The organism is Streptomyces sp. NBC_00876 (assembly GCF_045207435.1).
In the GTDB taxonomy this organism is placed as follows: Bacteria; Actinomycetota; Actinomycetes; order Streptomycetales; family Streptomycetaceae; genus Streptomyces.
Genome location: NZ_CP108800.1, coordinates 1,368,174 through 1,390,657 on the forward strand (window position 1 = coordinate 1,368,174; position 22,484 = coordinate 1,390,657).

A 22,484-nucleotide genomic window follows, 5' to 3' on the forward strand; every position below is an offset into this window, starting at 1 on the left:
CGGTGTCCCCCTGCTGGGCTGCTAGTCGCGGGCCGCGGTCAGATGTTCCGCGTGTTCCTGGAGCGATCGCACGCCCACGTCCCCGTGGTTGAGGGCGTCGATGCCCTGGACGGCCGCGGCGAGTGCCTGGACCGTGGTCAGGCACGGCACGGACCGGGCGACGGCCGCGGTACGGATCTCGTAGCCGTCGAGACGGCCGCCGGTGCCGTACGGCGTGTTGACGATGAGGTCGACAGCGCCGTCGTGGATCAGCTGGACGATGGTCTTCTCGCCGTCCGGGCCCTCGCCCTCGGACTGCTTGCGCACGACCGTGGCGTTGATGCCGTTGCGCTTGAGGACCTCGGCGGTGCCGGAGGTGGCCAGGAGCTCGAAGCCGTGGGCGACCAGTTCGCGGGCCGGGAAGATCATCGAGCGCTTGTCGCGGTTGGCGACGGAGATGAAGGCGCGGCCCTCGGTGGGCAGCGGGCCGTACGCGCCGGCCTGCGACTTGGCGTACGCCGTGCCGAAGACCGAGTCGATGCCCATGACCTCACCGGTGGAGCGCATCTCCGGGCCGAGGATCGTGTCGACGCCGCGGCCGTGGATGTCGCGGAAGCGCGACCACGGCATGACGGCCTCCTTGACGGAGATCGGCGCGTCCAGCGGCAGGGTGCCGCCGTCGCCGTTCTTCGGCAGCAGGCCTTCCTCGCGCAGCTCCGCGACGGTCGCGCCGAGCGAGATCCGGGCGGCGGCCTTGGCGAGCGGGACCGCGGTCGCCTTCGAGGTGAAGGGGACGGTGCGCGAGGCGCGGGGGTTGGCCTCCAGGACGTAGAGGATGTCGCCGGAGAGCGCGAACTGGATGTTGATCAGTCCGCGTACGCCGACGCCCTTGGCGATGGCCTCGGTGGAGGCGCGCAGCCGCTTGATGTCGTGGCCGCCGAGCGTGATCGGGGGCAGTGCGCAGGCGGAGTCGCCGGAGTGGATACCGGCCTCCTCGATGTGCTCCATGACGCCGCCGAGGTAGAGCTCGGTGCCGTCGTAGAGCGCGTCGACGTCGATCTCGATGGCGTCGTCGAGGAAGCGGTCGACCAGGACCGGCCGGGTGGGGCTGATCTCGGTGGACTCGGCGATGTACGAGGAGAGCCGGGTCTCGTCGTACACGATCTCCATGCCGCGGCCGCCGAGCACGTAGGACGGGCGGACGAGGACGGGGTAGCCGATCTCGTCGGCGATGTCCTTGGCCTCGGCGAAGGTGGTGGCGGTGCCGTGCTTCGGGGCGGGCAGGCCGGCCTCGGCGAGCACGCGGCCGAAGGCGCCGCGGTCCTCGGCGGCGTGGATCGCCTCCGGGGAGGTGCCGACGACGGGCACGCCGTTGTCCTTGAGCGCCTGCGACAGGCCCAGCGGGGTCTGGCCGCCGAGCTGGACGATGACGCCGGCGATCGGGCCCGCGAGGGACTCCGCGTGCACGATCTCCAGCACGTCCTCGAGCGTCAGCGGCTCGAAGTACAGGCGGTCGGAGGTGTCGTAGTCGGTGGAGACCGTCTCGGGGTTGCAGTTGACCATCACGGTCTCGTAGCCCGCGTCGCTCAGCGCGAAGGAGGCGTGGACGCAGGAGTAGTCGAACTCGATGCCCTGGCCGATGCGGTTGGGACCGGAGCCGAGGATGATCACCGCGGGCTTGGTGCGGGTCGCGACCTCGCTCTCCTCGTCGTACGAGGAGTAGAAGTACGGCGTGTTCGCGGCGAACTCGGCGGCGCAGGTGTCGACCGTCTTGTAGACCGGGCGGATGCCGAGCGCGTGCCGCACCTCACGGACGACGTCCTCGCGCAGACCGCGGATCTCCGCGATCTGGACGTCGGAGAAGCCGTGGCGCTTGGCCTCGGCCAGCAGCTCGGGAACGAGCTTGTCGGCGCCGGCCAGCTCGTCGGCGATCTCCTTGATGAGGAAGAGCTGGTCGACGAACCAGGGGTCGATCTTCGTGGCGTCGAAGACCTCTTCCTGGGTGGCGCCGGCCCGGATCGCCTGCATGACGGTGTTGATCCGGCCGTCGGTCGGGCGGACCGCCTCGGCCAGCAGCTCGGCCTTGTCGCCGGGCTCACCGGTGAAGGCGAACTGCGAGCCCTTCTTCTCCAGGGAGCGCAGCGCCTTCTGCAGCGCCTCGGTGAAGTTCCGGCCGATCGCCATGGCCTCGCCCACCGACTTCATGGTGGTGGTGAGGGTGGAGTCGGCGGAGGGGAACTTCTCGAAGGCGAAGCGCGGGGCCTTGACCACGACGTAGTCGAGGGTCGGCTCGAAGGAGGCCGGGGTCTTCTCGGTGATGTCGTTGGGGATCTCGTCGAGCGTGTAGCCGACGGCCAGCTTGGCGGCGATCTTGGCGATCGGGAAGCCGGTGGCCTTCGACGCCAGCGCCGAGGAGCGGGAGACACGCGGGTTCATCTCGATCACGATGACCCGGCCGTCGACCGGGTCGATGGCGAACTGGATGTTGCAGCCGCCGGTGTCGACGCCGACCTCACGGATGATCGCGATGCCGACGTCGCGCAGCCGCTGGTACTCGCGGTCGGTGAGCGTCATCGACGGGGCGACGGTGATGGAGTCACCCGTGTGGACGCCCATCGGGTCGAAGTTCTCGATGGAGCAGACGACCACGACGTTGTCGTTCTTGTCGCGCATCAGCTCCAGCTCGTACTCCTTCCAGCCGAGGATGGACTCCTCCAGGAGCACCTCGGTGGTCGGGGAGAGCATGAGGCCCTGTCCGGCGATGCGGCGCAGCTCGTCCTCGTCGTGGGCGAAGCCGGAGCCGGCGCCGCCCATGGTGAAGGAGGGGCGGACGACGACGGGGTAGCCGCCGAGGGTGTCGACGCCGGCGATGATGTCGTCCATCGTGTGGCAGATGACGGAGCGGGCGGACTCGCCGTATCCGATCTTCGCCTTGACGGCCTCGACGACGCCCTTGAAGAGGTCGCGGTCCTCGCCCTTGTTGATGGCCTCGACATTGGCGCCGATGAGCTCGACGCCGTACTTCTCCAGGACACCGTTCTCGTGCATGGAGATCGCGGTGTTGAGCGCGGTCTGGCCGCCCAGTGTCGGCAGCAGCGCGTCGGGGCGCTCCTTGGCGATGATCTTCTCGACGAACTCGGGGGTGATCGGCTCGACGTAGGTGGCGTCGGCGATCTCCGGGTCGGTCATGATCGTCGCCGGGTTGGAGTTCACCAGGATGACGCGCAGGCCCTCGGCCTTGAGGACGCGGCAGGCCTGGGTGCCGGAGTAGTCGAACTCGGCGGCCTGCCCGATGACGATCGGACCGGAGCCGATGACCAGGACGGACTGGATATCGGAGCGCTTAGGCACGCTGGCCCTCCATCAGGGATACGAAGCGGTCGAAGAGGTACGCGGCGTCGTGCGGGCCGGCGGCTGCTTCGGGGTGGTACTGGACGCTGAAGGCCGGCCGGTCGAGGAGCTGAAGGCCCTCGACGACCTGGTCGTTCAGGCAGACGTGGGAGACCTCGGCCCGCCCGTAGGCGGTGTCGGAGACCTTGTCGAGCGGGGCGTCGACGGCGAAACCGTGGTTGTGCGCGGTGACCTCGACCTTGCCGGTCGAGCGGTCCTGCACGGGCTGGTTGATGCCGCGGTGGCCGTACTTCAGCTTGTACGTGCCGAAGCCGAGCGCGCGGCCCAGGATCTGGTTGCCGAAGCAGATACCGAAGAGCGGGGTCCGGCGCTCCAGGACGCCCTGCATGACGGAGACGGGGTGGTCGGCGGTGGACGGGTCGCCGGGGCCGTTGGAGAAGAAGACTCCGTCGGGCCGGACCGCGTACACCTCCTCCAGGGTGGCGGTGGCGGGCAGGACGTGCACCTCGATGCCGCGCTCGGCCATCCGGTGCGGGGTCATGCCCTTGATGCCGAGGTCGATCGCGGCGACGGTGAACTTCTTGGTGCCGATCGCGGGGACGACGTACGTCTCCTTGGTGGCGACCTCGGCGGAGAGGTCGGCGCCGTTCATCTCGGGCGCCTGGCGCACCTTCGCGAGGAGCATGCCCTCGTCGGCGAGTGCGTTGCCGGAGAAGATCCCGACGCGCATCGCGCCGCGCTCGCGCAGGTGGCGGGTGAGGGCGCGGGTGTCGATGCCGCTGATGCCGACGACGCCCTGGCTCGCGAGCTCCTCGTCGAGCGAGCGTTGCGAGCGCCAGTTGGACGGCACCCGGGCGGGGTCGCGCACGACGTAGCCGGCGACCCAGATCTGCTTGGACTCGGGGTCCTCGTCGTTCACACCGGTGTTGCCGACGTGCGGGGCGGTCATCACGACGACCTGGCGGTGGTACGAGGGGTCGGTCAGCGTCTCCTGGTAGCCGGTCATGCCGGTGGAGAACACCGCCTCGCCGAAGGTCTCCCCCACAGCCCCGTAGGCGCGGCCGCGGAAGGCGCGGCCGTCCTCCAGGACGAGTACGGCGGGAGCTTTGGCGGCTCCCCGGGTGGAGATCGTCATCGTGCGGTGCCTTCCGTAGTGCTGGTGAGGTGGTTGACGGCTTCGACCCAGGCGGGGTGTTCGGCCGAGTGGTCGGAGCGGAATCCGGAGTCGATCAGCTGGTCGCCGAGCGCCCAGGTGATGATCAGCAGACCGCCCTCGGGCAGGACCTTGCCCGCGAGTGCCTTGTCGGTCCGGGCCTCGCGCAGATCGGCGGCGGGGACGAAGAAGTCCGCCGCGCCGGGCCGTACGACGTCCAGGCCCTGCTCGGTGAGGGTGAGCTCGACGCGGCTGCGGGTGCCGAGGCCGTGGGCGACGATGCGGTCGAGCCACTGTCCGGCCGTCGTCGAGGCGTGGTAGCGCCCGGTCAGGGTGAGCAGCTTCTCGCCGTCGGCGTAGCCGTCGGGGGTGGTCGCGAGGTCGGACAGACCGGACTGGAGGCTCGCGCGCCACTTCCATCCCTGGCGCATCAGCCAGTAGACGAAGGCGATGAGGACGAGCAGTCCGATCACCCAGCTGATGCGGGCGGACCAGTCGGTCACGTCCGCCGACTTGCGCTCGGCGGCCAGTTGGTACAGGTGGGTGAGTGTTGTCACGCGAGCTTCCCGTCGACGACCGTGGCACGGCCCCGCAGGAAGGTGTGGGTCACTCGGCCCGGCAGCTCGCGCCCTTCGTAGGGGGTGTTGCGGCTGCGGGAGGCGAAGCCCGCGGGGTCCACGACTCCACGGTATGCCGGATCGACCAGGGTGAGGTTGGCGGGCTCACCCGCCGAGACGGGCCGGCCGTGTCCCTCGAGCCGGCCGATGGCGGCGGGGCGCGCGGACATGCGGTCGGCGACGCCCGCCCAGTCGAGCAGACCGGTCTCGACCATCGTCTGCTGGACGACGGAGAGCGCGGTCTCCAGGCCCACCATGCCCATGGCGGCCGCGGCCCACTCGCAGTCCTTGTCCTCGTGCGGGTGCGGGGCGTGGTCGGTGGCGACGCAGTCGATGGTGCCGTCGGCCAGCGCCTCGCGCAGGGCCAGGACGTCGGCCTCGGTGCGCAGCGGCGGGTTCACCTTGTAGACCGGGTTGTAGGAGCGTACGAGCTCGTCGGTGAGGAGCAGGTGGTGCGGGGTGACCTCGGCGGTGACGTTCCAGCCCTTGGACTTGGCCCAGCGGACGATCTCGACGGAGCCGGCGGTCGACAGGTGGCAGATGTGCACCCGGGAGTCGACGTGGGCGGCGAGCAGGACGTCGCGGGCGATGATCGACTCCTCGGCGACGGCGGGCCAGCCGCCGAGGCCGAGCTCGGCCGAGACGATGCCCTCGTTCATCTGGGCGCCCTCGGTGAGGCGGGGCTCCTGGGCGTGCTGGGCGACGACTCCGTCGAACGCCTTCACGTACTCCAGGGCGCGGCGCATGATGACCGCGTCGTCGACGCACTTGCCGTCGTCGGAGAAGACCTTCACTCCGGCGGCGGAGTCGTGCATGGCGCCGAGCTCGGCGAGCTGCTTGCCCTCCAGGCCGACCGTGACGGCGCCGATGGGCTGCACGTCGCAGTAGCCGGACTCCTTGCCGAGCCGCCAGACCTGCTCGACGACGCCGGCGGTGTCGGCGACCGGGAAGGTGTTGGCCATGGCGTGCACGGCGGTGAAGCCGCCGACCGCCGCGGCCTTGGTGCCGGTCAGGACGGTCTCGGAGTCCTCGCGGCCGGGCTCGCGCAGGTGGGTGTGCAGGTCGACCAGACCGGGCAGCAGGACCTGGCCGGCCGCCTCGATCACGGTGGCGTCAGCGGCGTCGAGCCCGGTGCCGACCGCCGCGATGGTCTCGCCGTCGATGAGGACGTCCTGGGGTTCGCCGCCGAGGACCTTCGCGCCGCGGATAAGGATCTTGCTCATGGTTACTTGTTCTCCTCGGTACGGGCGGCGGCAGGGGCGGTGGGGGCGGGCTCGGAGCCGCCGAGCAGCAGGTAGAGCACGGCCATGCGGATCGAGACACCGTTGGCGACCTGCTCGACGACCGTGCACCGGTCGGAGTCGGCCACCTCGGCGGTGATCTCCATGCCGCGGACCATCGGGCCGGGGTGCATCACGATGGCGTGCTCGGGCATCTTCGCCATCCGCTCGCCGTCCAGGCCGTAGCGGCGGGAGTACTCGCGCTCGGTCGGGAAGTACGCGGCGTTCATCCGCTCACGCTGCACACGGAGCATCATCACAGCGTCCGACTTCGGCAGCACCTCGTCGAGGCTGTAGCTGATGTCGCAGGGCCACTGCTCGACGCCGACGGGGACCAGGGTGGGCGGGGCCACCAGGGTGACGTGGGCGCCGAGGGTGGTCAGCAGGTGGACGTTGGAGCGGGCGACCCTGCTGTGCAGGATGTCGCCGACGATCGTGATCCGGCGGCCGTTCAGGTCCTTGCCGAGTCCGGTGTCGGCCCCGACCAGCCTGCGGCGCATGGTGAAGGCGTCCAGGAGGGCCTGGGTGGGGTGCTCGTGGGTGCCGTCGCCGGCGTTGACGACCGCGCCGTCGATCCAGCCGGAGGTGGCCAGTCGGTACGGGGCGCCGGAGGCACCGTGCCGGATGACGACGGCGTCCGCGCCCATCGCCTCCAGGGTCAGGGCGGTGTCCTTGAGCGACTCGCCCTTGGAGACGGACGAGCCCTTCGCGGAGAAGTTGATGACGTCGGCGGACAGCCGCTTGGCCGCCGCCTCGAAGGAGATGCGGGTACGCGTCGAGTCCTCGAAGAAGAGGTTGACGACGGTACGGCCGCGCAGGGTCGGGAGCTTCTTGATCGGCCGGTCCGCGACCCTGGCCATCTCCTCGGCGGTGTCGAGGATCAGGACGGCGTCGTCGCGGGTGAGGTCGGCGGCCGAGATGAGGTGACGCTTCATCTGGGTGTTCTCCGGGTTGCTGGAGGATTCGGGCGTGCGGGCGTGCGGAAGCCGTCGTACGGCGGATGAGCCGTACGGACGTGCAGCTACCGCTCGGCCGCCGGACCGGTCTGCTCGACGCCCAGCAGCACGGCGTCGCGGCCGTCCTCCTCGGCGAGCTGGACCTTGACCGTCTCCCGCAGCGACGTGGGGAGGTTCTTGCCGACGTAGTCGGCGCGGATCGGGAGTTCGCGGTGGCCGCGGTCGACGAGGACCGCGAGCTGTACCGCACGGGGCCGGCCGATGTCGCCGAGCGCGTCGAGAGCGGCGCGGATCGTGCGGCCGGAGAAGAGAACGTCGTCGACGAGGACGACCAAACGGTTCTCGATGCCCTCGCCGGGGATCTCGGTGCGGGCCAGGGCCCGTGCCGGGCGCATCCTCAGGTCGTCGCGGTACATGGTGATGTCGAGGGAGCCGACCGGCATCTTCCGGCCGGTGATCTCCTCGAGCTTGTCGGCGAGCCGCCGGGCGAGAAAGACGCCCCTGGTCGGGATGCCGAGAAGTACCACGTCGTCGGCGCCCTTGGCGCGTTCGACGATCTCGTGGGCGATGCGGGTCAGTACCCGGGCGATGTCGGGAGCCTCGAGAACGGGGCGTGCCGCATTGCCGGTGGCGTCGTGCTGTGCGTCCATAAGAAACGGACCTCCTTCTCCGCCTCACTGGACGGATCTTAAAGGACGTCGAAATTGCGTCATCAACGTTACCAGGGCTTGCGCAGGGCCCTGGCCGCACCCCCGGGAGGAGCCGGTACGGACCATTCAGCTTGACGCACCCAAGTAACGCTGCGTAACCTCACAGTGAGTTACCAAGCCACGCGGCGGAGCCGCAAAACGTTCCAGCGTCCGGGGAGCCTTATGTCCAGCGAATACGCAAAACAGCTCGGAGCCAAGCTCCGCGCCATCCGCACCCAGCAGGGCCTCTCCCTCCATGGCGTGGAGGAGAAGTCCCAGGGCCGCTGGAAGGCCGTCGTGGTCGGTTCGTACGAGCGCGGCGACCGTGCCGTGACCGTGCAGCGCCTTGCCGAGCTGGCGGACTTCTACGGTGTTCCGGTGCAGGAGCTCCTGCCCGGCACGACGCCCGGCGGGGCTGCCGAGCCGCCGCCGAAGCTCGTTCTCCAGCTCGAGCGCCTTGCCCACGTGCCGCCGGAGAAGGCCGGACCCCTGCAGCGCTACGCGGCGACGATCCAGAGCCAGCGCGGCGACTACAACGGCAAGGTGCTGTCGATCCGCCAGGACGACCTGCGCACCCTGGCCGTGATCTACGACCAGTCGCCGTCCGTGCTGACGGAACAGCTGATCAGCTGGGGCGTGCTGGACGCGGACGCGCGCCGTGCGGTCGGCCACGACGAGGGCTGACCAGCCCAGCAGAAACGTACCGCCGGGTCGGCGGGGCCCTTTCCGGGCGCCCCGCCGGACCCGGCGTTTCCGTTTTCCGGGCAGGTCTCCCGGAGCCGTGCGGGCCGGAACAGGGCAGGGCGGACCAGGGCGGGGCGGGGTATGCCGAAGGGCCCACGGCCGGCGGCCGTGGGCCCTTCGTCGGCTGAAGCACCGCCGGGGCTACTGCTCCCGGCGAAGGTTCGGCTTGAGGTCCTTGAAACGGGCCAGCAGGCCGTTCACGAAGGACGGGGAGTCATCGGTGGAGAACTCCTTGGCGATCTGGACCGCCTCGTCGATCACCACCGCGTCCGGGGTCGCGTCCACCCAGATCAGCTCGTACGCACCGAGCCGCAGGATGTTCCGGTCGACGACCGGCATGCGGTCGATCTCCCAGTCCACGGCGTAGGTGATGATGAGGTCGTCGATGCGGTCCGCGTACTGCGCGTACCCCTCGACGAGCTCCATCGTGTACTCGGTGACCGGCGGCTGACGGGTGTCGGACCGCGAGTGCCGGACCCAGTCCGCGAGGACCGTCTGCACGGACTCACCGCGCTGGTCGGCCTCGAAGAGGATCTGGAAGGCTCGCTTGCGGGCCGTATTCCGGGCAGCCACGGTTAGCTGTTCACCCGGCCGAGGTAATCGCCCGAGCGGGTGTCGACCTTGATCTTCTCACCGGTGGTGATGAAGAGCGGGACGCCGATCTCGTAGCCGGTCTCCAGCGTGGCGGGCTTGGTGCCACCGGTGGAACGGTCGCCCTGGACGCCCGGGTCAGTGTGCTGGATGGTCAGCTCGACGGCGGCCGGCAGCTCGACGTAGAGCACCTCGCCCTCGTGCTGGGCGACGTTGGCGGTGAAGCCCTCGATCAGGAAGTTGGCGGCGTTGCCGACGGCCTTGCGGTCGACCATCAGCTGGTCGTAGGTGTCCATGTCCATGAAGACGAAGTACTCGCCGTCCATGTACGAGAACTGCATGTCGCGCCGGTCAATGGTGGCCGTCTCGACCTTGATGCCGGCGTTGAACGTCTTGTCGACGACCTTGCCGGACAGCACGTTCTTGAGCTTGGTGCGCACGAAGGCCGGGCCCTTGCCGGGCTTGACGTGCTGGAACTCGACGACGGACCAGAGCTGGCCTCCGTCGAGCTTGAGCACCAGGCCGTTCTTGAGGTCGTTCGTGGAAGCCACGGTTGCGGAATCTCCTGGACTGAAGCTGGTGGAACGGCCGAGGATGCGCGCTAGAGCGCGAGCAGCTCCTTGGTCGTAATGGTGAGTAGCTCGGGTCCGCCGTCCGCCTCGGGGCGCACGACGAGCGTGTCATCGATCCGGACTCCGCCCCGGCCCGGGAGGTGGACCCCCGGTTCGACGGTGACCGGCACACAAGCGTCCAGTTTACCCATGGCTGCAGGTGCCAACTGCGGGTCCTCGTCGATTTCGAGCCCGACCCCGTGCCCGGTCCAGGGTGCGAGGCCCTCACCGTGGCCCGCGGTCTCCAGGAGCTGGCGGGCCGCACGGTCCACGTCGCGGTAGGCGGCGCCCGGCACGAGCGCCTCGCGTCCGGCCCTCTGAGCGGCGAAAACCAGGTCGTAGAGCTCGATCTGCCAGTCGGCCGGAGCCGTACCGATCACGAAGGTACGGCCGATCTCGCAGCGGTAGCCGCGGTAGCTCGCACCGAGGCAGACGGAGAGGAAATCTCCTTCCTCCACCCGTCGGTCCGAGGGCCGGTGACGGCCCCGGCCGGAGTTGGGGCCGGTGGCGACGGAGGTCGCGAAGGCGGGGCCGTCGGCGCCGTGGTCGACCAGCCGGCGTTCCAGTTCCAGGGCGAGATGCCGTTCGGTGCGGCCGACCAGGATCGATTCGAGGAGTTCGCCCAGCGCCTGGTCGGTGATCTCGGCGGCGATCCGCAGACAGCCGATCTCCTCCTCGTCCTTGACGATGCGCAACTGCTCGACGGTGGCGCCGAGATCGGCCAGCCGGAGCTTCGGTGCGACGGAACCCATGGCCCGGTGCCGGGCGACCGTCAGGTCGTGTTCCTCGACGGCCAGGGACTCCGCACCGCTGGACGTGGCCAGATCCGCGGCCGCTACCACCGGATCACCGCCGCTCACCGGCAGCAGGCCCACCCGGAGGTGTTCATCGGCGCGGCCGTCGGCCGGGTCACCGCTCGGTGGCCGGGGGCAGAGCAGCACGTCCTCGTCGGGGCCGAGCAGCAGCACGGCGCCCGGGGGCGCCGCTCCCGCCAGGTAGCGGACATTGGCGGGGCGGGAGACCAGGGCGGCCGCGGATCCGACTGCGGCGCACCGGTCGCGGAGCAGCCCGCGGCGGACGGCGTACACCTCTGACATGCGTCGAGCCTACGAGCGGAGCGGCCGGCCCGCCCGGTCAGCGCATCCGACCGGGGGGGTGGCCGGGCGCCGGCGGGCGGCCGGCGCCGTCCCCGGCCGGCTCACCAGGCCGGGGGGCTGGCTATGGAACGGGCGAGGATGTCGTCCAGGACGCGGGCGGTGGTCTCCACGTCGTACGTGGAGTTGTCGATGATCGGCAGGCCGGAGCCGTACCAGCCGGCCATCCGGCCGTGGATCCGGGCGACCTCCTCGTCGGAGAGCCGGCGGTTGCCGCTGCGGGCGGCGTTGCGCTCCAGGACGATCTCCAGGCCCGGCAGCAGGACGACGGGCAGGAGTCCGGGGCCGACATGGCGCTTCCAGCCGCCGAGGCCGACGACGGGCCGGTCGGGGAAGACGGCGTCGTCGAGGATGCAGGAGATTCCGTTGGCCAGGAAATTGCGGGCGGCGAAGCCGCAGGTGCGGCGGGCCAGGCGGTACTGGGCCTCGGACTGGTCGTTCCACCCCGCCTGCGGGTCGGCGAAGCCGGTGCGGACCCACTCGCGGACGTCGTCGAGGCTGACGTGTGCGGTGGGAACCCGGCGCCGGCTGGCCCAGAGCTTGGCCACGGTGGTCTTCCCGGCGCCTGCCGGGCCGATCAGGAGCACCGCGAGGGTCGTGGCGCCGGTGCCGGGCTCGGCGGGCGGTGCGGGCAGCGGGACGGGCCCGCCGGGCGGCAGCTGGATGTGTCCGGTGGTCTCCCTGGAGACCGGGGCCGGGGCCTGGTGCGGCGCCGGACCGGCCCAGCCCTGGCCCTGCTGGGCGGGCGGTGCGGGGGGCGGCGGTCCGGGGTGTCCGGCCGGGGGCGGACCCGGGCGACCGCTCGGGGGCTGGACCGGCGGACCGGGGTGGCCGGGGTGCTGGGCCTGGTGCGACCAGCCGACGGGTCCGTTTCCGGGTCCCTGGGGCGGCGGCAGCGGGGCCCCCACTGCGTGCGGCATCCGGTGGCACTCCGTCTCGTGCAGGCAACTGGCGCTGGTGGAACGGCAACCGTACCGTCCCCGGCCGCCACAGGGGCAACGGCCGGGGGCGCTGCGGAGTGCCCCGGCGGCCGGTCGGCCGTCCGGTGCGGTGGTGCTTCAGTCCGTCAGCTCGTCCGCGAGAGCGCGCAGGGCGAGCCGGTAGGAACCGATGCCGAATCCGGCCACGGTCCCGGTGGCGACGGGCGCGACCACGGAGTTGTGGCGGAATTCCTCCCGTGCGTACGGGTTCGAGATGTGCACCTCGATCAGCGGGGCGGTGCGCTGGGCTGCAGCGTCCCGCATCCCGTACGAATAGTGCGTGAAGGCACCCGGGTTGAGAACGACCGGAATTGATCCGTCCGCGGCCTCGTGGAGCCAGCGGATCAGCTCCCCCTCGTCGTTGGTCTCCCGGACGTCGACGTCGAAGCCGAGCTCCTTGCCGAGGGTGCGGCAGGCGTCGACGAGTCCGGCGTACGAGGTCGCTCCGTAGACATCGGGTTCGCGGGAGCCCAGCCGGCCGAGGTTGGGGCCGTTGAGGACGAAGACCCGGCGGGTCACGCCGACACCTCCCCGAACGCGGCGAGCAGCACGGCGGGATCGGGGCCCTCCAGGACGGTGGGCTTGCCGAGGCCGTCCAGGACGATGAAGCGCAGCAGGTCGCCGCGGGACTTCTTGTCGACCTTCATGTTCTCCAGCAGCTTGGGCCACTGGTCGCCTCGGTAGGTGAGCGGCAGTCCGACGGACTCCAGGACGGCGCGGTGCCGGTCGGCGGTGGCGTCGTCGAGGCGTCCGGCGAGGCGGCCCAGTTCGGCGGCGAAGACCATGCCGACGGAGACGGCGGCACCGTGGCGCCACTTGTAGCGCTCGTTCTTCTCGATCGCGTGGGCCAGGGTGTGGCCGTAGTTGAGGATCTCGCGGAGCCCGGACTCCTTGAGGTCGCTGGAGACGACCTCGGCCTTGACCCGGATGGCCCGCTCGATCAGTTCGGCGGTGTGCGGTCCGGCGGGTGTACGAGCCCCCTGGGGGTCCGCCTCGACGAGGTCCAGGATCGCCGGGTCGGCGATGAAGCCGGCCTTGATGATCTCGGCCATGCCGGAGACGTAGTCGTTGACCGGGAGCGAGTCCAGCGCGGCCAGGTCGCAGAGGACACCGGCGGGCGGGTGGAAGGCGCCGACGAGGTTCTTGCCCTCGGCGGTGTTGATGCCGGTCTTGCCGCCGACGGCGGCGTCGACCATGCCGAGCACGGTGGTGGGCACGGCGATCCACCGCACCCCGCGCAGCCAGGAGGCGGCGACGAAGCCCGCGACGTCCGTGGTGGCGCCGCCGCCGATGCCCACGATGACATCGGTGCGGGTGAAGCCGGTCTGGCCGAGCGCCTTCCAGCAGTAGGCCGCGACTTCGACGGTCTTTGCCTCCTCGGCGTTCGGCAGCTGGATCGCGATGGCCTCGTAGCCCTGGTCCGCGAGGTCCTGGCGGACCGCTTCGCCGGTCTCGGCGAGTGCCTCGGGGTGCAGGACCGCGACGCGCTTGACGCGGTCACCGATGAGCGTGGGCAGCTCGCCCAGGAGCTGCCGGCCGATCAGCACCTCGTACGCGTCGGTGCCCGCGCTGCCGGCGATCTGGATGCGGGTGGATGCCTGCTCCGTCATACGTGTGTTCTCCCGGCCGGACGACGGTGCGTCCGGCAGCTCCAGTACGTCGAGGACCGCCTGGGCGACCTCTTCCGGTGTGCGCTCGTCGGTCGCGACGACCGCGCGGGCCACCTCCGTGTAGAGGTGGCGGCGGGCCTCCATGAGCTCGCGCCACTGCCGGCGCGGGTTCACGGCGAGCAGCGGGCGCGCGGTGTTCAGCCCGACCCGCTTGACGGCCTCGTCGACGTCCATCGACAGATAGACGACGGTGTGCCCGGCGAGCAGGGTGCGCGTGGCCTCGTCGAGGACGGCGCCGCCGCCGAGCGAGAGGACTCCCCCGTGCTCGGCGACGGCGGCCTCGACCGCCTGGCGCTCCAGCGCGCGGAAGTGCTCCTCGCCCTCGTCGTAGAAGATCTCCGGGATGGGCTTGCCGGCCGTGGCGACGACATCGGCGTCGGTGTCCCGGTAGCCGGTGCCCAGGCGGGCGGCGAGCAGTTCACCGACGGTGGACTTGCCGACGCCCATCGGCCCGACCAGGACGATCAGCGGACCGCTCGTCGGATCGCTCATCGGATCGCTCATCGGATCTCGAGGTGGTCGAGGTACGACTGGACGTTGCGGTGGGTCTCGGCGACGCTGTCGCCGCCGAACTTCTCCGCGACCGCGTCGGCGAGGACCAGGGCGACCATCGCCTCGGCGACGATGCCGGCCGCCGGGACGGCGCAGACATCGGAGCGCTGGTGGTGTGCCTTGGCGGGCTCACCGGTCACCACGTCGACGGTGGCGAGCGCGCGCGGCACGGTCGCGATGGGCTTCATGGCGGCGCGGACGCGCAGCAGCTCACCGGTGGTCAGACCGCCCTCGGTGCCACCGGCGCGGCCGGAGGCGCGCTTGATGCCGTCCTCGGTCACCAGGATCTCGTCGTGCGCCTTGGAGCCCGGCACCCGGGCGAGATCGAAGCCGTCACCGACCTCGACGCCCTTGATGGCCTGGATACCCATGAGCGCGGCGGCGAGGCGGGCGTCGAGGCGGCGGTCCCAGTGCACGTGCGAACCGAGGCCGACCGGCACTCCGTACGCGAGCACCTCGACGACGCCGCCGAGCGTGTCGCCGTCCTTGTGCGCCTGGTCGATCTCGGCGACCATCTGCTTGCTCGCGGTGGCGTCGAGGCAGCGCACCGGGTCGGCGTCGAGCTTCTCGACATCGGCGGGGACGGGGTAGACCCCGTACGGCGCCTTGGCCGCGGCCAGCTCCACGACGTGGCTGACGATCTCGATGCCGGCGGTCTCCTTGAGGTACGACCGTGCGACGGCGCCGAGCGCGACGCGGGCCGCGGTCTCCCGGGCGCTGGCGCGCTCCAGGATCGGCCGGGCCTCGTCGAAGCCGTACTTCTGCATGCCGGCAAGGTCGGCGTGACCGGGCCGGGGGCGGGTCAGCGGGGCGTTACGGGCCTGCGCGGCCAGCACCTCGGGGTCGACCGGGTCGGCCGACATGACCTGCTCCCACTTGGGCCACTCGGTGTTGCCCACCATCACGGCGACCGGCGAACCCATGGTCAGCCCGTGCCGGACACCGCCGAGGAAGGTGACCTCGTCCTTCTCGAACTTCATCCGGGCACCGCGGCCGTAACCGAGCCGCCGCCGGGCGAGCGCGTCCGCCACCATCTCCGTGGTGACCGGGACACCGGCGGGAAGACCCTCCAGCGTCGCCACCAGTGCGGGGCCGTGCGACTCCCCCGCGGTCAGCCAGCGCAACCTGCTCAACGGTGCTCCTCATGCTCGCGCCTGAAATCCAACGGCGCGACCGGCTGCGCGGCCCTGGCCCGCCGCCCCCGATCCTCCCACGACATGCGGGCCGGCCACCCACCCGTCCAGACGTCGGACTGAACGGGTGGGTGGCCGGCAGCCTGCTGCCACGTCAGGCGTGAGTCAGGCACGGATCCGAATGAGGCCCCCGCAATGGCGCGCGAAGGGCGCGTCCGACCCGGTGCCAGGATTAGCCACAGTGGCCGAAACTACTGGTGTAACTGTCCCAGAATATTCCGCCTGCATAGTACTCAACGCCGCCGGTGTACTTCACGCATTTGTTGGCCGCATAAGCATAGACAGGGCCAGCGTAATAACTGTAATCAGCCTTGTCGCGCTTCCAGCTGCCGCCCTCGACGAGAATCCCCGCTTCGGTCTGAGCGCCAAAGCCGACATACCCATTGATATGCATCGTGACGACGCAGTTATACCCATTCGAGGAGTTGTACAGTAGGTACACACGAGCGGCAGGGCTGACCGTGCTCTTGTCGTATCCCACGGTTTTGGATTCGAGCACGCTATAACCCGATCCACAGGCGGCCTGCGGCGTCGAGGCGGCCGCAGCGGCGGGCGTAGCTCCAGCCAACGTAGCCGCACCGAGTAAACCTGCGGTGACGCCTGCGACATATAGGCTTCTTCGCATTACTTCATCCTCTCGAATGGGAATAAGCAAGGCGATACTATTCGCGTGCAAGTCACCAATCAAGAGCAGGCGGACATTCGAAGACAATCACGAAGATCCGGAATGAAGCCTTCCGCGCTTTGCGTAAACGCCGGATTCGGGAGCCCGGCTATACAGCCGATCTACCATTCAGTGCACGCTCCCCCGCAAATCGCATTTCGGCCAGGGGGGCAACCGGCACCCCTGTCATCTGCTGGACCTGGAACACGGCCTGATGCACCAGGAGGTCAAGCCCACCCACCACGGACGCTTCCGTCGACGCCCAACGAGAAGCAAGCGCGGTCGGCCACGGCTCATAGAGGACGTCGAATAGCGTGCCGGGATATTCAGGTACGGCATCCGCGAGGACGTCCGTCGCACCTGCAGGCGTGGTGGCGATGACCAGAGGGGCATGAAGGCCCTGCTCCGCTTCCGCCCAATCCGCGATCCGGACGTCCACGCCAAGGCGGCCCCCCCAGACCCGCATCTCGTCACCGCGCCCCCTGCTACGCACATAGGCAGTAACCGCCCCTGTACAGATCTCGGCAAGGGCCGCGACGGCCGAGGATGCAGTCGCACCAGCGCCGAGGATGGCTGCGGACTCCACCTTGTTCACACCGCGTTCGCGCAGCGCCGCGACCATGCCGGGGATGTCCGTGTTGTCACCAACCCTTCGGCCATCCTTGGTGAACACCACAGTGTTGACCGCCTCGACCGAGGCCGCCGTCTCACTGACCTCGTCCAGCAGCGGAATGATCGCCCGCTTCAGCGGCATGGTCAGCGAGAGCCCGGCCCAGGAGTCGTCCAGCCCCTCGACGAAACCGGGCAGCGCCTGCTCGTCGATCTCGAACCGGTCGTACGACCAGTCGTCGAGGCCGAGCTCGGCGTACGCGGCCCGGTGCAGGACCGGGGAGAGGGAGTGGGCGATGGGCGAGCCGAGGACGGCCGCCCTGTGCGGATTGCTCACTGGCCGGACTTCTCCTTCTCGTACTTCTCCCGGTTCCGTTCGTGCTCGGCATTGGTGACCGCGAACAAGGTCTTGTCCTCGGTCACCGAAACGAAGTAGTACCAGGGCCCCGGGGTGGGTTTGATCGCCGACTGGAGTGCGGCATCGCCAGGGTTGTTGATCGGGCCAGGTGGCAAACCGTGGATGTAGTACGTGTTGTACGGGTGCTTGAAGTTCCGCTGCTCCGACACCGGACCGATATCGAGCGTGCTCGACTTCTTCGCGTAGTTGACGGTGGAGTCGAAGTCGAGCAGACCGTTGGTCTCGGTGTTGTTGGGCTTGAGCCGGTTGTAGACGACCCGGGAGACCTTGTCGAAGTCGTGCTTGTACTTGCCCTCGGCCTGGACGAGGCTGGCGACCGTGATCAACTGCCAGGGGTCTTTGAGCCCGAGCTTCGCGGCGTTGGCCTTGAGGTCGGCCTTGTCGTACTCCTCATTGGCGCGGGAGACCATCTTCTTCAGGATGGCCTCCGGCTTCATGCCCTTGGTGACCGGATAGGCCGCCGGGTAGAGGAACCCTTCCAGGGGGTCGATGATGTCGCGATGTCCACCCGCCCAGTCCGGCAGGCCCATGCTGCCGGACTGCTTCTTGGCGACCGCACGGGTGGTGCCGCTCTTGACGCCCAGCTTGTTGTCGATCGAGGCGTACACCAGACGGTTGGGAGTGCCCTCGGGAATGATCAGAAGGTTCTGACTCTTCGGGTCGACCATCATCTTCACGGCCTCGGCCGCGGACATCTTCTCGTGGAGGAGATAGACGCCGGCCTGGATGAACTTGCCCTTGGGGTTCTCGCTCTGTGCGGACACGAACGCGTCGACGCTCTTGACCACACCCCGCTTCTTCAGGATGTTGCCGATGTCCGAGACGTATGAGCCCTTGGGGATCTCCACCTCGACGGATCCCGAACCGCTGCCCGCGTAGTCAGGTGCCTCGCCGAACTTGTCCTTGTAGTACGAGTAGCCGACGTAGCCCACTCCGCCGAGACCGCCCACCAGGACGAGGGAGACGACCAGACAGGCGCAGCCGCTGCGGCCCTTCTTCTTCTTGCCCTTGCCTCGGCGCTCGCCTCCGCCGTCGCCGCGGCGGGACTCGCGGGGATCGTCGTCGTAGTCGTCGTCCCTGGCGTCGCCGTCGTCGTCCGCGCCCGTGAAGAAGGGGTGCGTCTCCTCGGGCTGGACCTCCGGGTCCCAGTCCGGCTGCTGCGTGGGAGCCTCCGCCTGCGCGGGCGCGGCCTCACGGCGGCCCGGGGGCTGCGGAGGCGGGTAGGCCTCGGGGGTGCCGTAGTAGTCGTTCGTCCCGTCGTAGCCGTACGGGGCGGCGGGCTGCCCTTCGTACGGCATCGCGGCCGGCTGCTGACCGGTGTCCCAGCCTCCGTTGTAGGGGGGCTGCTGGGCGTACGGGTCCTGCTGGGCTCCGTACTGCGGCTGCTGTTGGTACTGCTGCTGCGCGTACGGATCCTGCTGCGCCTGCTGCTGGGCGTACGGATCCTGTTGTTGCTGCTGCGCGTAGGGGTCGTGCTGCTGCTGCTGTTGCGCGTACGGGTCCTGCGGCTGCTGCTGGGCGTACGGGTCCTGCGGGTAGGGCTGCTGCCCGCCGTTGTACTGACTCTGGCCGTGGGCAGGCTGCTGGCCTCCCCATCCCTGGTCCCCGTACAAGGGGTCCTCGGGATGCCACGGTTCGGAGCCGGGGCCCCGGCCATACTCAGTCATCGATCCCCTTGAGCCGCGAGACGACGTTCCGTCTCTTTGCTGTGCGGTGTTTGTTCGAACACCGCCGCATCGCGCGGAACGTTACCGTATCGCGATCAGACAACCACTTCGACGCCCTCGCCGGGAGGATTGCCCGAAGCCCGTTCGGACTCCAGAGCGTTCTGAAGGATCACCACAGCGGCAGCCTGATCGATGACGGATCGGCCTTTTTTGGACTTCACGCCCGATGCGCGCAGCCCCTGAGTGGCCGTCACTGTGGTCATCCTCTCGTCCACCAATCGCACCGGAATGGGTGCAACCGCGCGGGCGAACACATCGGCGAAAGCGCGGACCTTGGCCGCGGCCGGGCCCTCTCCGCCGCCCAGGGAGCGGGGCAGGCCGACGACGACCTCGATCGGCTCGTACTCCGCGACGATCTGCCCGAGCCGCCGGTGGGCGGCCGGGACGTCGCGTCCCGGCACGGTCTCCACCGGCGTGGCGAGGATCCCGTCGGGGTCGCACGAGGCGACCCCGATCCGGGCGTCCCCGACGTCGATCGCCAGCCGGCGACCGCGGCGCATCTGCGTCATGTCCGGCGTCACGCCGTCTCGGTGACGAGGCGTTCGACAGCGGCGACGGCGTCGCCGATGGCGTCCGGGTTCTGGCCGCCGCCCTGGGCGACGTCCGGCTTTCCGCCGCCACCGCCGCCGAGCGTCTTGGCGGCGGTACGGACCAGGTCACCGGCCTTGAGGCCGCGCTCGCGGGCGGCCTCGTTGGTGGCGATGACGGTCAGCGGGCGCCCGTTGGCCGTGGTGAACAGGGCCACGACGGCCGGCCGGCCGCCCTGGATGCGTCCTCGGACATCGAGGACGAGCTTGCGCAGGTCGTCGGCGGAGGTGCCGTCCGGCACCTGGCCGGTGACCAGGGCGACGCCCCGTACGTCCTTGGCGGAGTCGGCCAGTCCGGCGGCGGCCTGAAGGACCTTCTCCGCACGGAACTTCTCGATCTCCTTCTCGGCGTCCTTCAGCTTGCCGAGCATGGAGGCGATCTTCTCCGGGAGTTCCTCGGAGCGGCCCTTGACCAGCTCCTGGAGCTGGGCGACGACCGTGTGCTCCTTGGCGAGGAAGTTGTACGCGTCGACGCCGACGAGGGCCTCGATACGGCGCACACCGGAGCCGATGGACGACTCGCCGAGCAGCTTCACCAGGCCGAGCTGGGCGGTGTTGTGGACGTGCGTGCCGCCGCACAGCTCCTTGGAGAAGTCGCCGATGGTGACGACGCGGACCCGCTCGCCGTACTTCTCGCCGAACTCGGCGATGGCGCCCTGCTTCTTGGCCTCGTCGATCGACATGACCTCGGCCTGGACGTCCAGCTCCCGCGAGAGGACCTCGTTGATCTTCTGCTCGACATCGACGAGGACCGTGCCGGGAACGGCGGCGGGCGAACCGAAGTCGAAGCGGAAGCGGCCCGGGGAGTTCTCCGAGCCGGCCTGGGCGGCCGTCGGGCCCAGGGCGTCGCGCAGCGCCTGGTGCGTGAGGTGGGTGGCGCTGTGGGCGCGGGCGATGGCGCGGCGGCGGGTGTTGTCGATGGTGGCCAGGGCGGAGGCGCCGACCGTCACCTCGCCGACCTGGACCGAGCCCTTGTGCACGGAGACACCGGGGACCGGCTGCTGGACGTCGCGCACCTGGATGACGGCGCCGGTGTCGAGCCGGATCCGGCCCTGGTCGGCGAGCTGGCCGCCGCCCTCGGCGTAGAAGGGGGTGCGGTCCAGGACGACCTCGACCTCGTCGCCCTCGGAGGCGGCGGGCGAGGGGACGCCGTCGACGAGGAGGCCGACGACCGTCGACTCGCCCTCGATGGAGGTGTAGCCGGTGAACTCGGTGACGCCGGAGTTGTCGGCGACCTCGCGATAGGCGGACAGGTCGGCGTGACCGGACTTCTTGGCCCTGGCGTCGGCCTTGGCCTTGTCCCGCTGCTCCTGCATGAGGCGGCGGAAGCCGTCCTCGTCCACGGACAGGCCCTGTTCGGCGGCCATCTCCAGGGTGAGGTCGATCGGGAAGCCCCAGGTGTCGTGGAGCAGGAACGCCTTGTCACCGGCGAGGACCCGGCCGCCGGCGGCCTTGGTCTCGTCGACAGCGGTCTCGAGGATGTTGGTGCCGCCCTTGAGGGCCTTGAGGAAGGCGGCTTCCTCGGCGAGGGCGACGGTCTCGATGCGCTTGCGGTCGGTGATCAGCTCGGGGTACTGCAGGCCCATCGTGTTGATCACGACGTCGACCAGCTCGCTGACGACCGAGCCGGTGGCGCCCATCAGCCGCATGTTGCGGATGGCCCGGCGCATGATGCGGCGCAGCACGTAGCCGCGGCCCTCGTTGCCGGGGGTGACGCCGTCACCGATGAGCATGACGGAGGTACGGATGTGGTCGGCGACCACGCGGAGCGAGACGTCCGTGCCCTGGGCGGCGCCGTAGCGCACCCCGGTGAGCTCGGTGGCCTTGTCCATCACGACGCGCAGGGTGTCGGTCTCGTACATGTTCTGCACGCCCTGCAGGATCATCGCGAGGCGTTCGAGGCCGAGACCGGTGTCGATGTTCTTGGACGGCAGGTCGCCGAGGATCGGGAAGTCGTCCTTGCCGTCGCCGGCGCCGCGCTCGTACTGCATGAAGACCAGGTTCCAGATCTCCACGTACCGCTCGTCGTTGACGGCCGGACCGCCCTCGGCACCGAACTCGGGGCCGCGGTCGTAGTTGATCTCGGAACAGGGGCCGCAGGGTCCGGGGACGCCCATGGACCAGAAGTTGTCCTTCTTGCCCAGGCGCTGGATGCGCTCGGCGGGGACACCGATCTTGTCGCGCCAGATGGCCTCGGCCTCGTCGTCGTCGAGGTAGACCGTGATCCACAGACGCTCGGGGTCGAGTCCGAAGCCGCCGTCGGCCAGGGAGGCGGTGAGCAGCTCCCAGGCGTACTCGATGGCGCCTTCCTTGAAGTAGTCGCCGAAGGAGAAGTTGCCGCACATCTGGAAGAAGGTGCCGTGCCGGGTGGTCTTGCCGACCTCTTCGATGTCCGGCGTGCGGACGCACTTCTGCACGCTGGTGACGCGCGGGGCGGGCGGCTTGACCTCGCCGAGGAAGTACGGCTTGAAGGGCACCATGCCGGCCGGGACCAGCAGCAGAGTCGGGTCGTCCGCGATGAGCGACGCCGAAGGGACAACGGTGTGACCGCGCTCCTCGTAGAAGCTCAGCCAGCGGCGACGAATTTCAGCCGACTCCATCAGTGGTCCTCATTCCGGTTGTACGAGTTGTAGGGGAGTTTGCGGTAGGTGGCGGGCGACTTGCGCCCGTCCGGTTCGGCCGCCTCGACGGCGAAGTGGCGCTGCACGGGGAGGTCGGGATCGACGGGTGCCTGAAGCCCCAGCGCCTCGCCCAGTTCGGCCTCGCGCCTGACCATGCCCTCGCGGACGTCCAGGGCGAAGCCCTTGAGCCTGTGACCGGCCACGAGCGCCTTGTCGGCGGCCTGCGCCGCGAGGCTCTCGGGGGTCAGCTGCTTGATCTTCCGGTTGACCTTGGCGGTGGCCCAGACCCCGGCGGCTGCGCCGGCGGTGAACCAGAACGTACGGCGGAACATCGCTGC

The 22,484-nt window shown here is 69.8% G+C and carries 20 protein-coding genes; 1 reads left to right on the plus strand and 19 read right to left on the minus strand.

Going from position 1 to position 22,484, the window contains the following annotated elements; translation table 11 throughout:
* Positions 1–21: 21 nt before the first annotated feature.
* The 6 genes from carB to pyrR form a co-directional block, all read right to left on the minus strand.
* Positions 22–3,330 carry a carbamoyl-phosphate synthase large subunit gene (gene carB / locus OG782_RS05895; protein ID WP_406448335.1) on the minus strand — a complete coding sequence of 1,103 codons (3,309 nt, stop codon included), beginning with the start codon at positions 3,328–3,330 and terminating at the stop codon, positions 22–24.
* The gene (gene carA, locus OG782_RS05900) at positions 3,323–4,465 is read right to left on the minus strand and encodes a glutamine-hydrolyzing carbamoyl-phosphate synthase small subunit (protein ID WP_406448336.1); all 1,143 of its coding nucleotides are present in this window, start codon (positions 4,463–4,465) and stop codon (positions 3,323–3,325) included. The genes carB and carA overlap by 8 nt, the downstream gene beginning before the upstream one ends.
* Positions 4,462–5,040 (minus strand): hypothetical protein, encoded by a 579-nt coding sequence (locus tag OG782_RS05905; RefSeq protein ID WP_406448337.1) that lies wholly within the window; start codon positions 5,038–5,040, stop codon positions 4,462–4,464. Before OG782_RS05905 ends, carA begins: the two co-directional genes overlap by 4 nt.
* Positions 5,037–6,323, minus strand: coding sequence for a dihydroorotase (locus tag OG782_RS05910; protein WP_406448338.1), 1,287 nt, complete (start codon positions 6,321–6,323; stop codon positions 5,037–5,039). Before OG782_RS05910 ends, OG782_RS05905 begins: the two co-directional genes overlap by 4 nt.
* A 2-nt stretch (positions 6,324–6,325) precedes the next feature.
* Positions 6,326–7,315 (minus strand): aspartate carbamoyltransferase catalytic subunit, encoded by a 990-nt coding sequence (locus OG782_RS05915; RefSeq protein ID WP_406448339.1) that lies wholly within the window; start codon positions 7,313–7,315, stop codon positions 6,326–6,328.
* An 86-nt stretch (positions 7,316–7,401) separates the two neighbouring features.
* On the minus strand, positions 7,402–7,986 hold the full coding sequence (gene pyrR, locus OG782_RS05920) for a bifunctional pyr operon transcriptional regulator/uracil phosphoribosyltransferase PyrR (protein ID WP_406448340.1): 585 nt from the start codon (positions 7,984–7,986) through the stop codon (positions 7,402–7,404).
* Between the two features lie 222 nt (positions 7,987–8,208).
* On the opposite strand from pyrR, the gene bldD reads away from it, so the two are divergent.
* Positions 8,209–8,709 (plus strand): transcriptional regulator BldD, encoded by a 501-nt coding sequence (gene bldD / locus OG782_RS05925; protein ID WP_311313503.1) that lies wholly within the window; start codon positions 8,209–8,211, stop codon positions 8,707–8,709.
* Between the two features lie 201 nt (positions 8,710–8,910).
* On the opposite strand, the gene nusB is transcribed toward bldD, so the two are convergent.
* The 13 genes from nusB to OG782_RS05990 form a co-directional block, all read right to left on the minus strand.
* Positions 8,911–9,342, minus strand: coding sequence for a transcription antitermination factor NusB (nusB, locus tag OG782_RS05930; RefSeq protein WP_207315353.1), 432 nt, complete (start codon positions 9,340–9,342; stop codon positions 8,911–8,913).
* Positions 9,343–9,344: 2 nt separating this feature from the next.
* Positions 9,345–9,911: an elongation factor P gene (gene efp / locus OG782_RS05935; protein ID WP_406448341.1), complete on the minus strand. Its 567-nt coding sequence runs from the start codon at positions 9,909–9,911 to the stop codon at positions 9,345–9,347.
* Positions 9,912–9,961: 50 nt separating this feature from the next.
* The gene (locus OG782_RS05940) at positions 9,962–11,068 is read right to left on the minus strand and encodes an aminopeptidase P family protein (protein ID WP_406448342.1); all 1,107 of its coding nucleotides are present in this window, start codon (positions 11,066–11,068) and stop codon (positions 9,962–9,964) included.
* Between the two features lie 101 nt (positions 11,069–11,169).
* Complete coding sequence (locus tag OG782_RS05945; RefSeq protein WP_406448343.1) at positions 11,170–12,045, minus strand: Pro-rich N-terminal domain-containing protein; 876 nt, start codon at positions 12,043–12,045, stop codon at positions 11,170–11,172.
* A gap of 138 nt (positions 12,046–12,183) precedes the next feature.
* Complete coding sequence (gene aroQ / locus OG782_RS05950; RefSeq protein ID WP_406448344.1) at positions 12,184–12,624, minus strand: type II 3-dehydroquinate dehydratase; 441 nt, start codon at positions 12,622–12,624, stop codon at positions 12,184–12,186.
* Complete coding sequence (gene aroB / locus OG782_RS05955; protein ID WP_406448345.1) at positions 12,621–14,267, minus strand: 3-dehydroquinate synthase; 1,647 nt, start codon at positions 14,265–14,267, stop codon at positions 12,621–12,623. The genes aroQ and aroB overlap by 4 nt, the downstream gene beginning before the upstream one ends.
* Positions 14,268–14,275: 8 nt before the next feature.
* The gene (aroC, locus tag OG782_RS05960) at positions 14,276–15,460 is read right to left on the minus strand and encodes a chorismate synthase (RefSeq protein ID WP_406448346.1); all 1,185 of its coding nucleotides are present in this window, start codon (positions 15,458–15,460) and stop codon (positions 14,276–14,278) included.
* A gap of 232 nt (positions 15,461–15,692) precedes the next feature.
* Positions 15,693–16,175 (minus strand): acetyltransferase, encoded by a 483-nt coding sequence (locus tag OG782_RS05965; RefSeq protein WP_406448347.1) that lies wholly within the window; start codon positions 16,173–16,175, stop codon positions 15,693–15,695.
* A 118-nt stretch (positions 16,176–16,293) separates the two neighbouring features.
* Positions 16,294–17,130 (minus strand): shikimate dehydrogenase, encoded by an 837-nt coding sequence (locus tag OG782_RS05970; RefSeq protein WP_406448348.1) that lies wholly within the window; start codon positions 17,128–17,130, stop codon positions 16,294–16,296.
* Entirely contained in the window at positions 17,127–18,878 is a 1,752-nt protein-coding gene (gene mltG, locus OG782_RS05975) for an endolytic transglycosylase MltG (RefSeq protein WP_406448349.1), read from the minus strand. Before mltG ends, OG782_RS05970 begins: the two co-directional genes overlap by 4 nt.
* Positions 18,879–18,973: 95 nt before the next feature.
* Positions 18,974–19,447, minus strand: a complete 474-nt coding sequence (gene ruvX / locus OG782_RS05980; protein WP_406458871.1) for a Holliday junction resolvase RuvX — start codon at positions 19,445–19,447, stop codon at positions 18,974–18,976.
* An 8-nt stretch (positions 19,448–19,455) separates the two neighbouring features.
* Positions 19,456–22,125 carry an alanine--tRNA ligase gene (alaS, locus tag OG782_RS05985; RefSeq protein WP_406448350.1) on the minus strand — a complete coding sequence of 890 codons (2,670 nt, stop codon included), beginning with the start codon at positions 22,123–22,125 and terminating at the stop codon, positions 19,456–19,458.
* Entirely contained in the window at positions 22,125–22,478 is a 354-nt protein-coding gene (locus OG782_RS05990; RefSeq protein ID WP_406448351.1) for a DUF6167 family protein, read from the minus strand. Before OG782_RS05990 ends, alaS begins: the two co-directional genes overlap by 1 nt.
* Positions 22,479–22,484: the final 6 nt, after the last annotated feature.

Excerpts from the sequence above, each read along its gene's own strand:
- carA (WP_406448336.1), bottom strand. The coding sequence starts at position 4,465 with ATGACGATCTCCACCCGGGGAGCCGCCAAAGCTCCCGCCGTACTCGTC.
- OG782_RS05915 (WP_406448339.1), bottom strand. The coding sequence starts at position 7,315 with ATGAAGCGTCACCTCATCTCGGCCGCCGACCTCACCCGCGACGACGCC.
- OG782_RS05945 (WP_406448343.1), bottom strand. The coding sequence starts at position 12,045 with ATGCCGCACGCAGTGGGGGCCCCGCTGCCGCCGCCCCAGGGACCCGGA.
- OG782_RS05910 (WP_406448338.1), bottom strand. The coding sequence starts at position 6,323 with ATGAGCAAGATCCTTATCCGCGGCGCGAAGGTCCTCGGCGGCGAACCC.
- alaS (WP_406448350.1), bottom strand. The coding sequence starts at position 22,125 with ATGGAGTCGGCTGAAATTCGTCGCCGCTGGCTGAGCTTCTACGAGGAG.
- OG782_RS05940 (WP_406448342.1), bottom strand. The coding sequence starts at position 11,068 with ATGTCAGAGGTGTACGCCGTCCGCCGCGGGCTGCTCCGCGACCGGTGC.
- ruvX (WP_406458871.1), bottom strand. The coding sequence starts at position 19,447 with ATGACGCAGATGCGCCGCGGTCGCCGGCTGGCGATCGACGTCGGGGAC.
- OG782_RS05990 (WP_406448351.1), bottom strand. The coding sequence starts at position 22,478 with ATGTTCCGCCGTACGTTCTGGTTCACCGCCGGCGCAGCCGCCGGGGTC.
- bldD (WP_311313503.1), top strand. The coding sequence starts at position 8,209 with ATGTCCAGCGAATACGCAAAACAGCTCGGAGCCAAGCTCCGCGCCATC.
- pyrR (WP_406448340.1), bottom strand. The coding sequence starts at position 7,986 with ATGGACGCACAGCACGACGCCACCGGCAATGCGGCACGCCCCGTTCTC.
- mltG (WP_406448349.1), bottom strand. The coding sequence starts at position 18,878 with ATGACTGAGTATGGCCGGGGCCCCGGCTCCGAACCGTGGCATCCCGAG.
- aroB (WP_406448345.1), bottom strand. The coding sequence starts at position 14,267 with ATGAGCGATCCGACGAGCGGTCCGCTGATCGTCCTGGTCGGGCCGATG.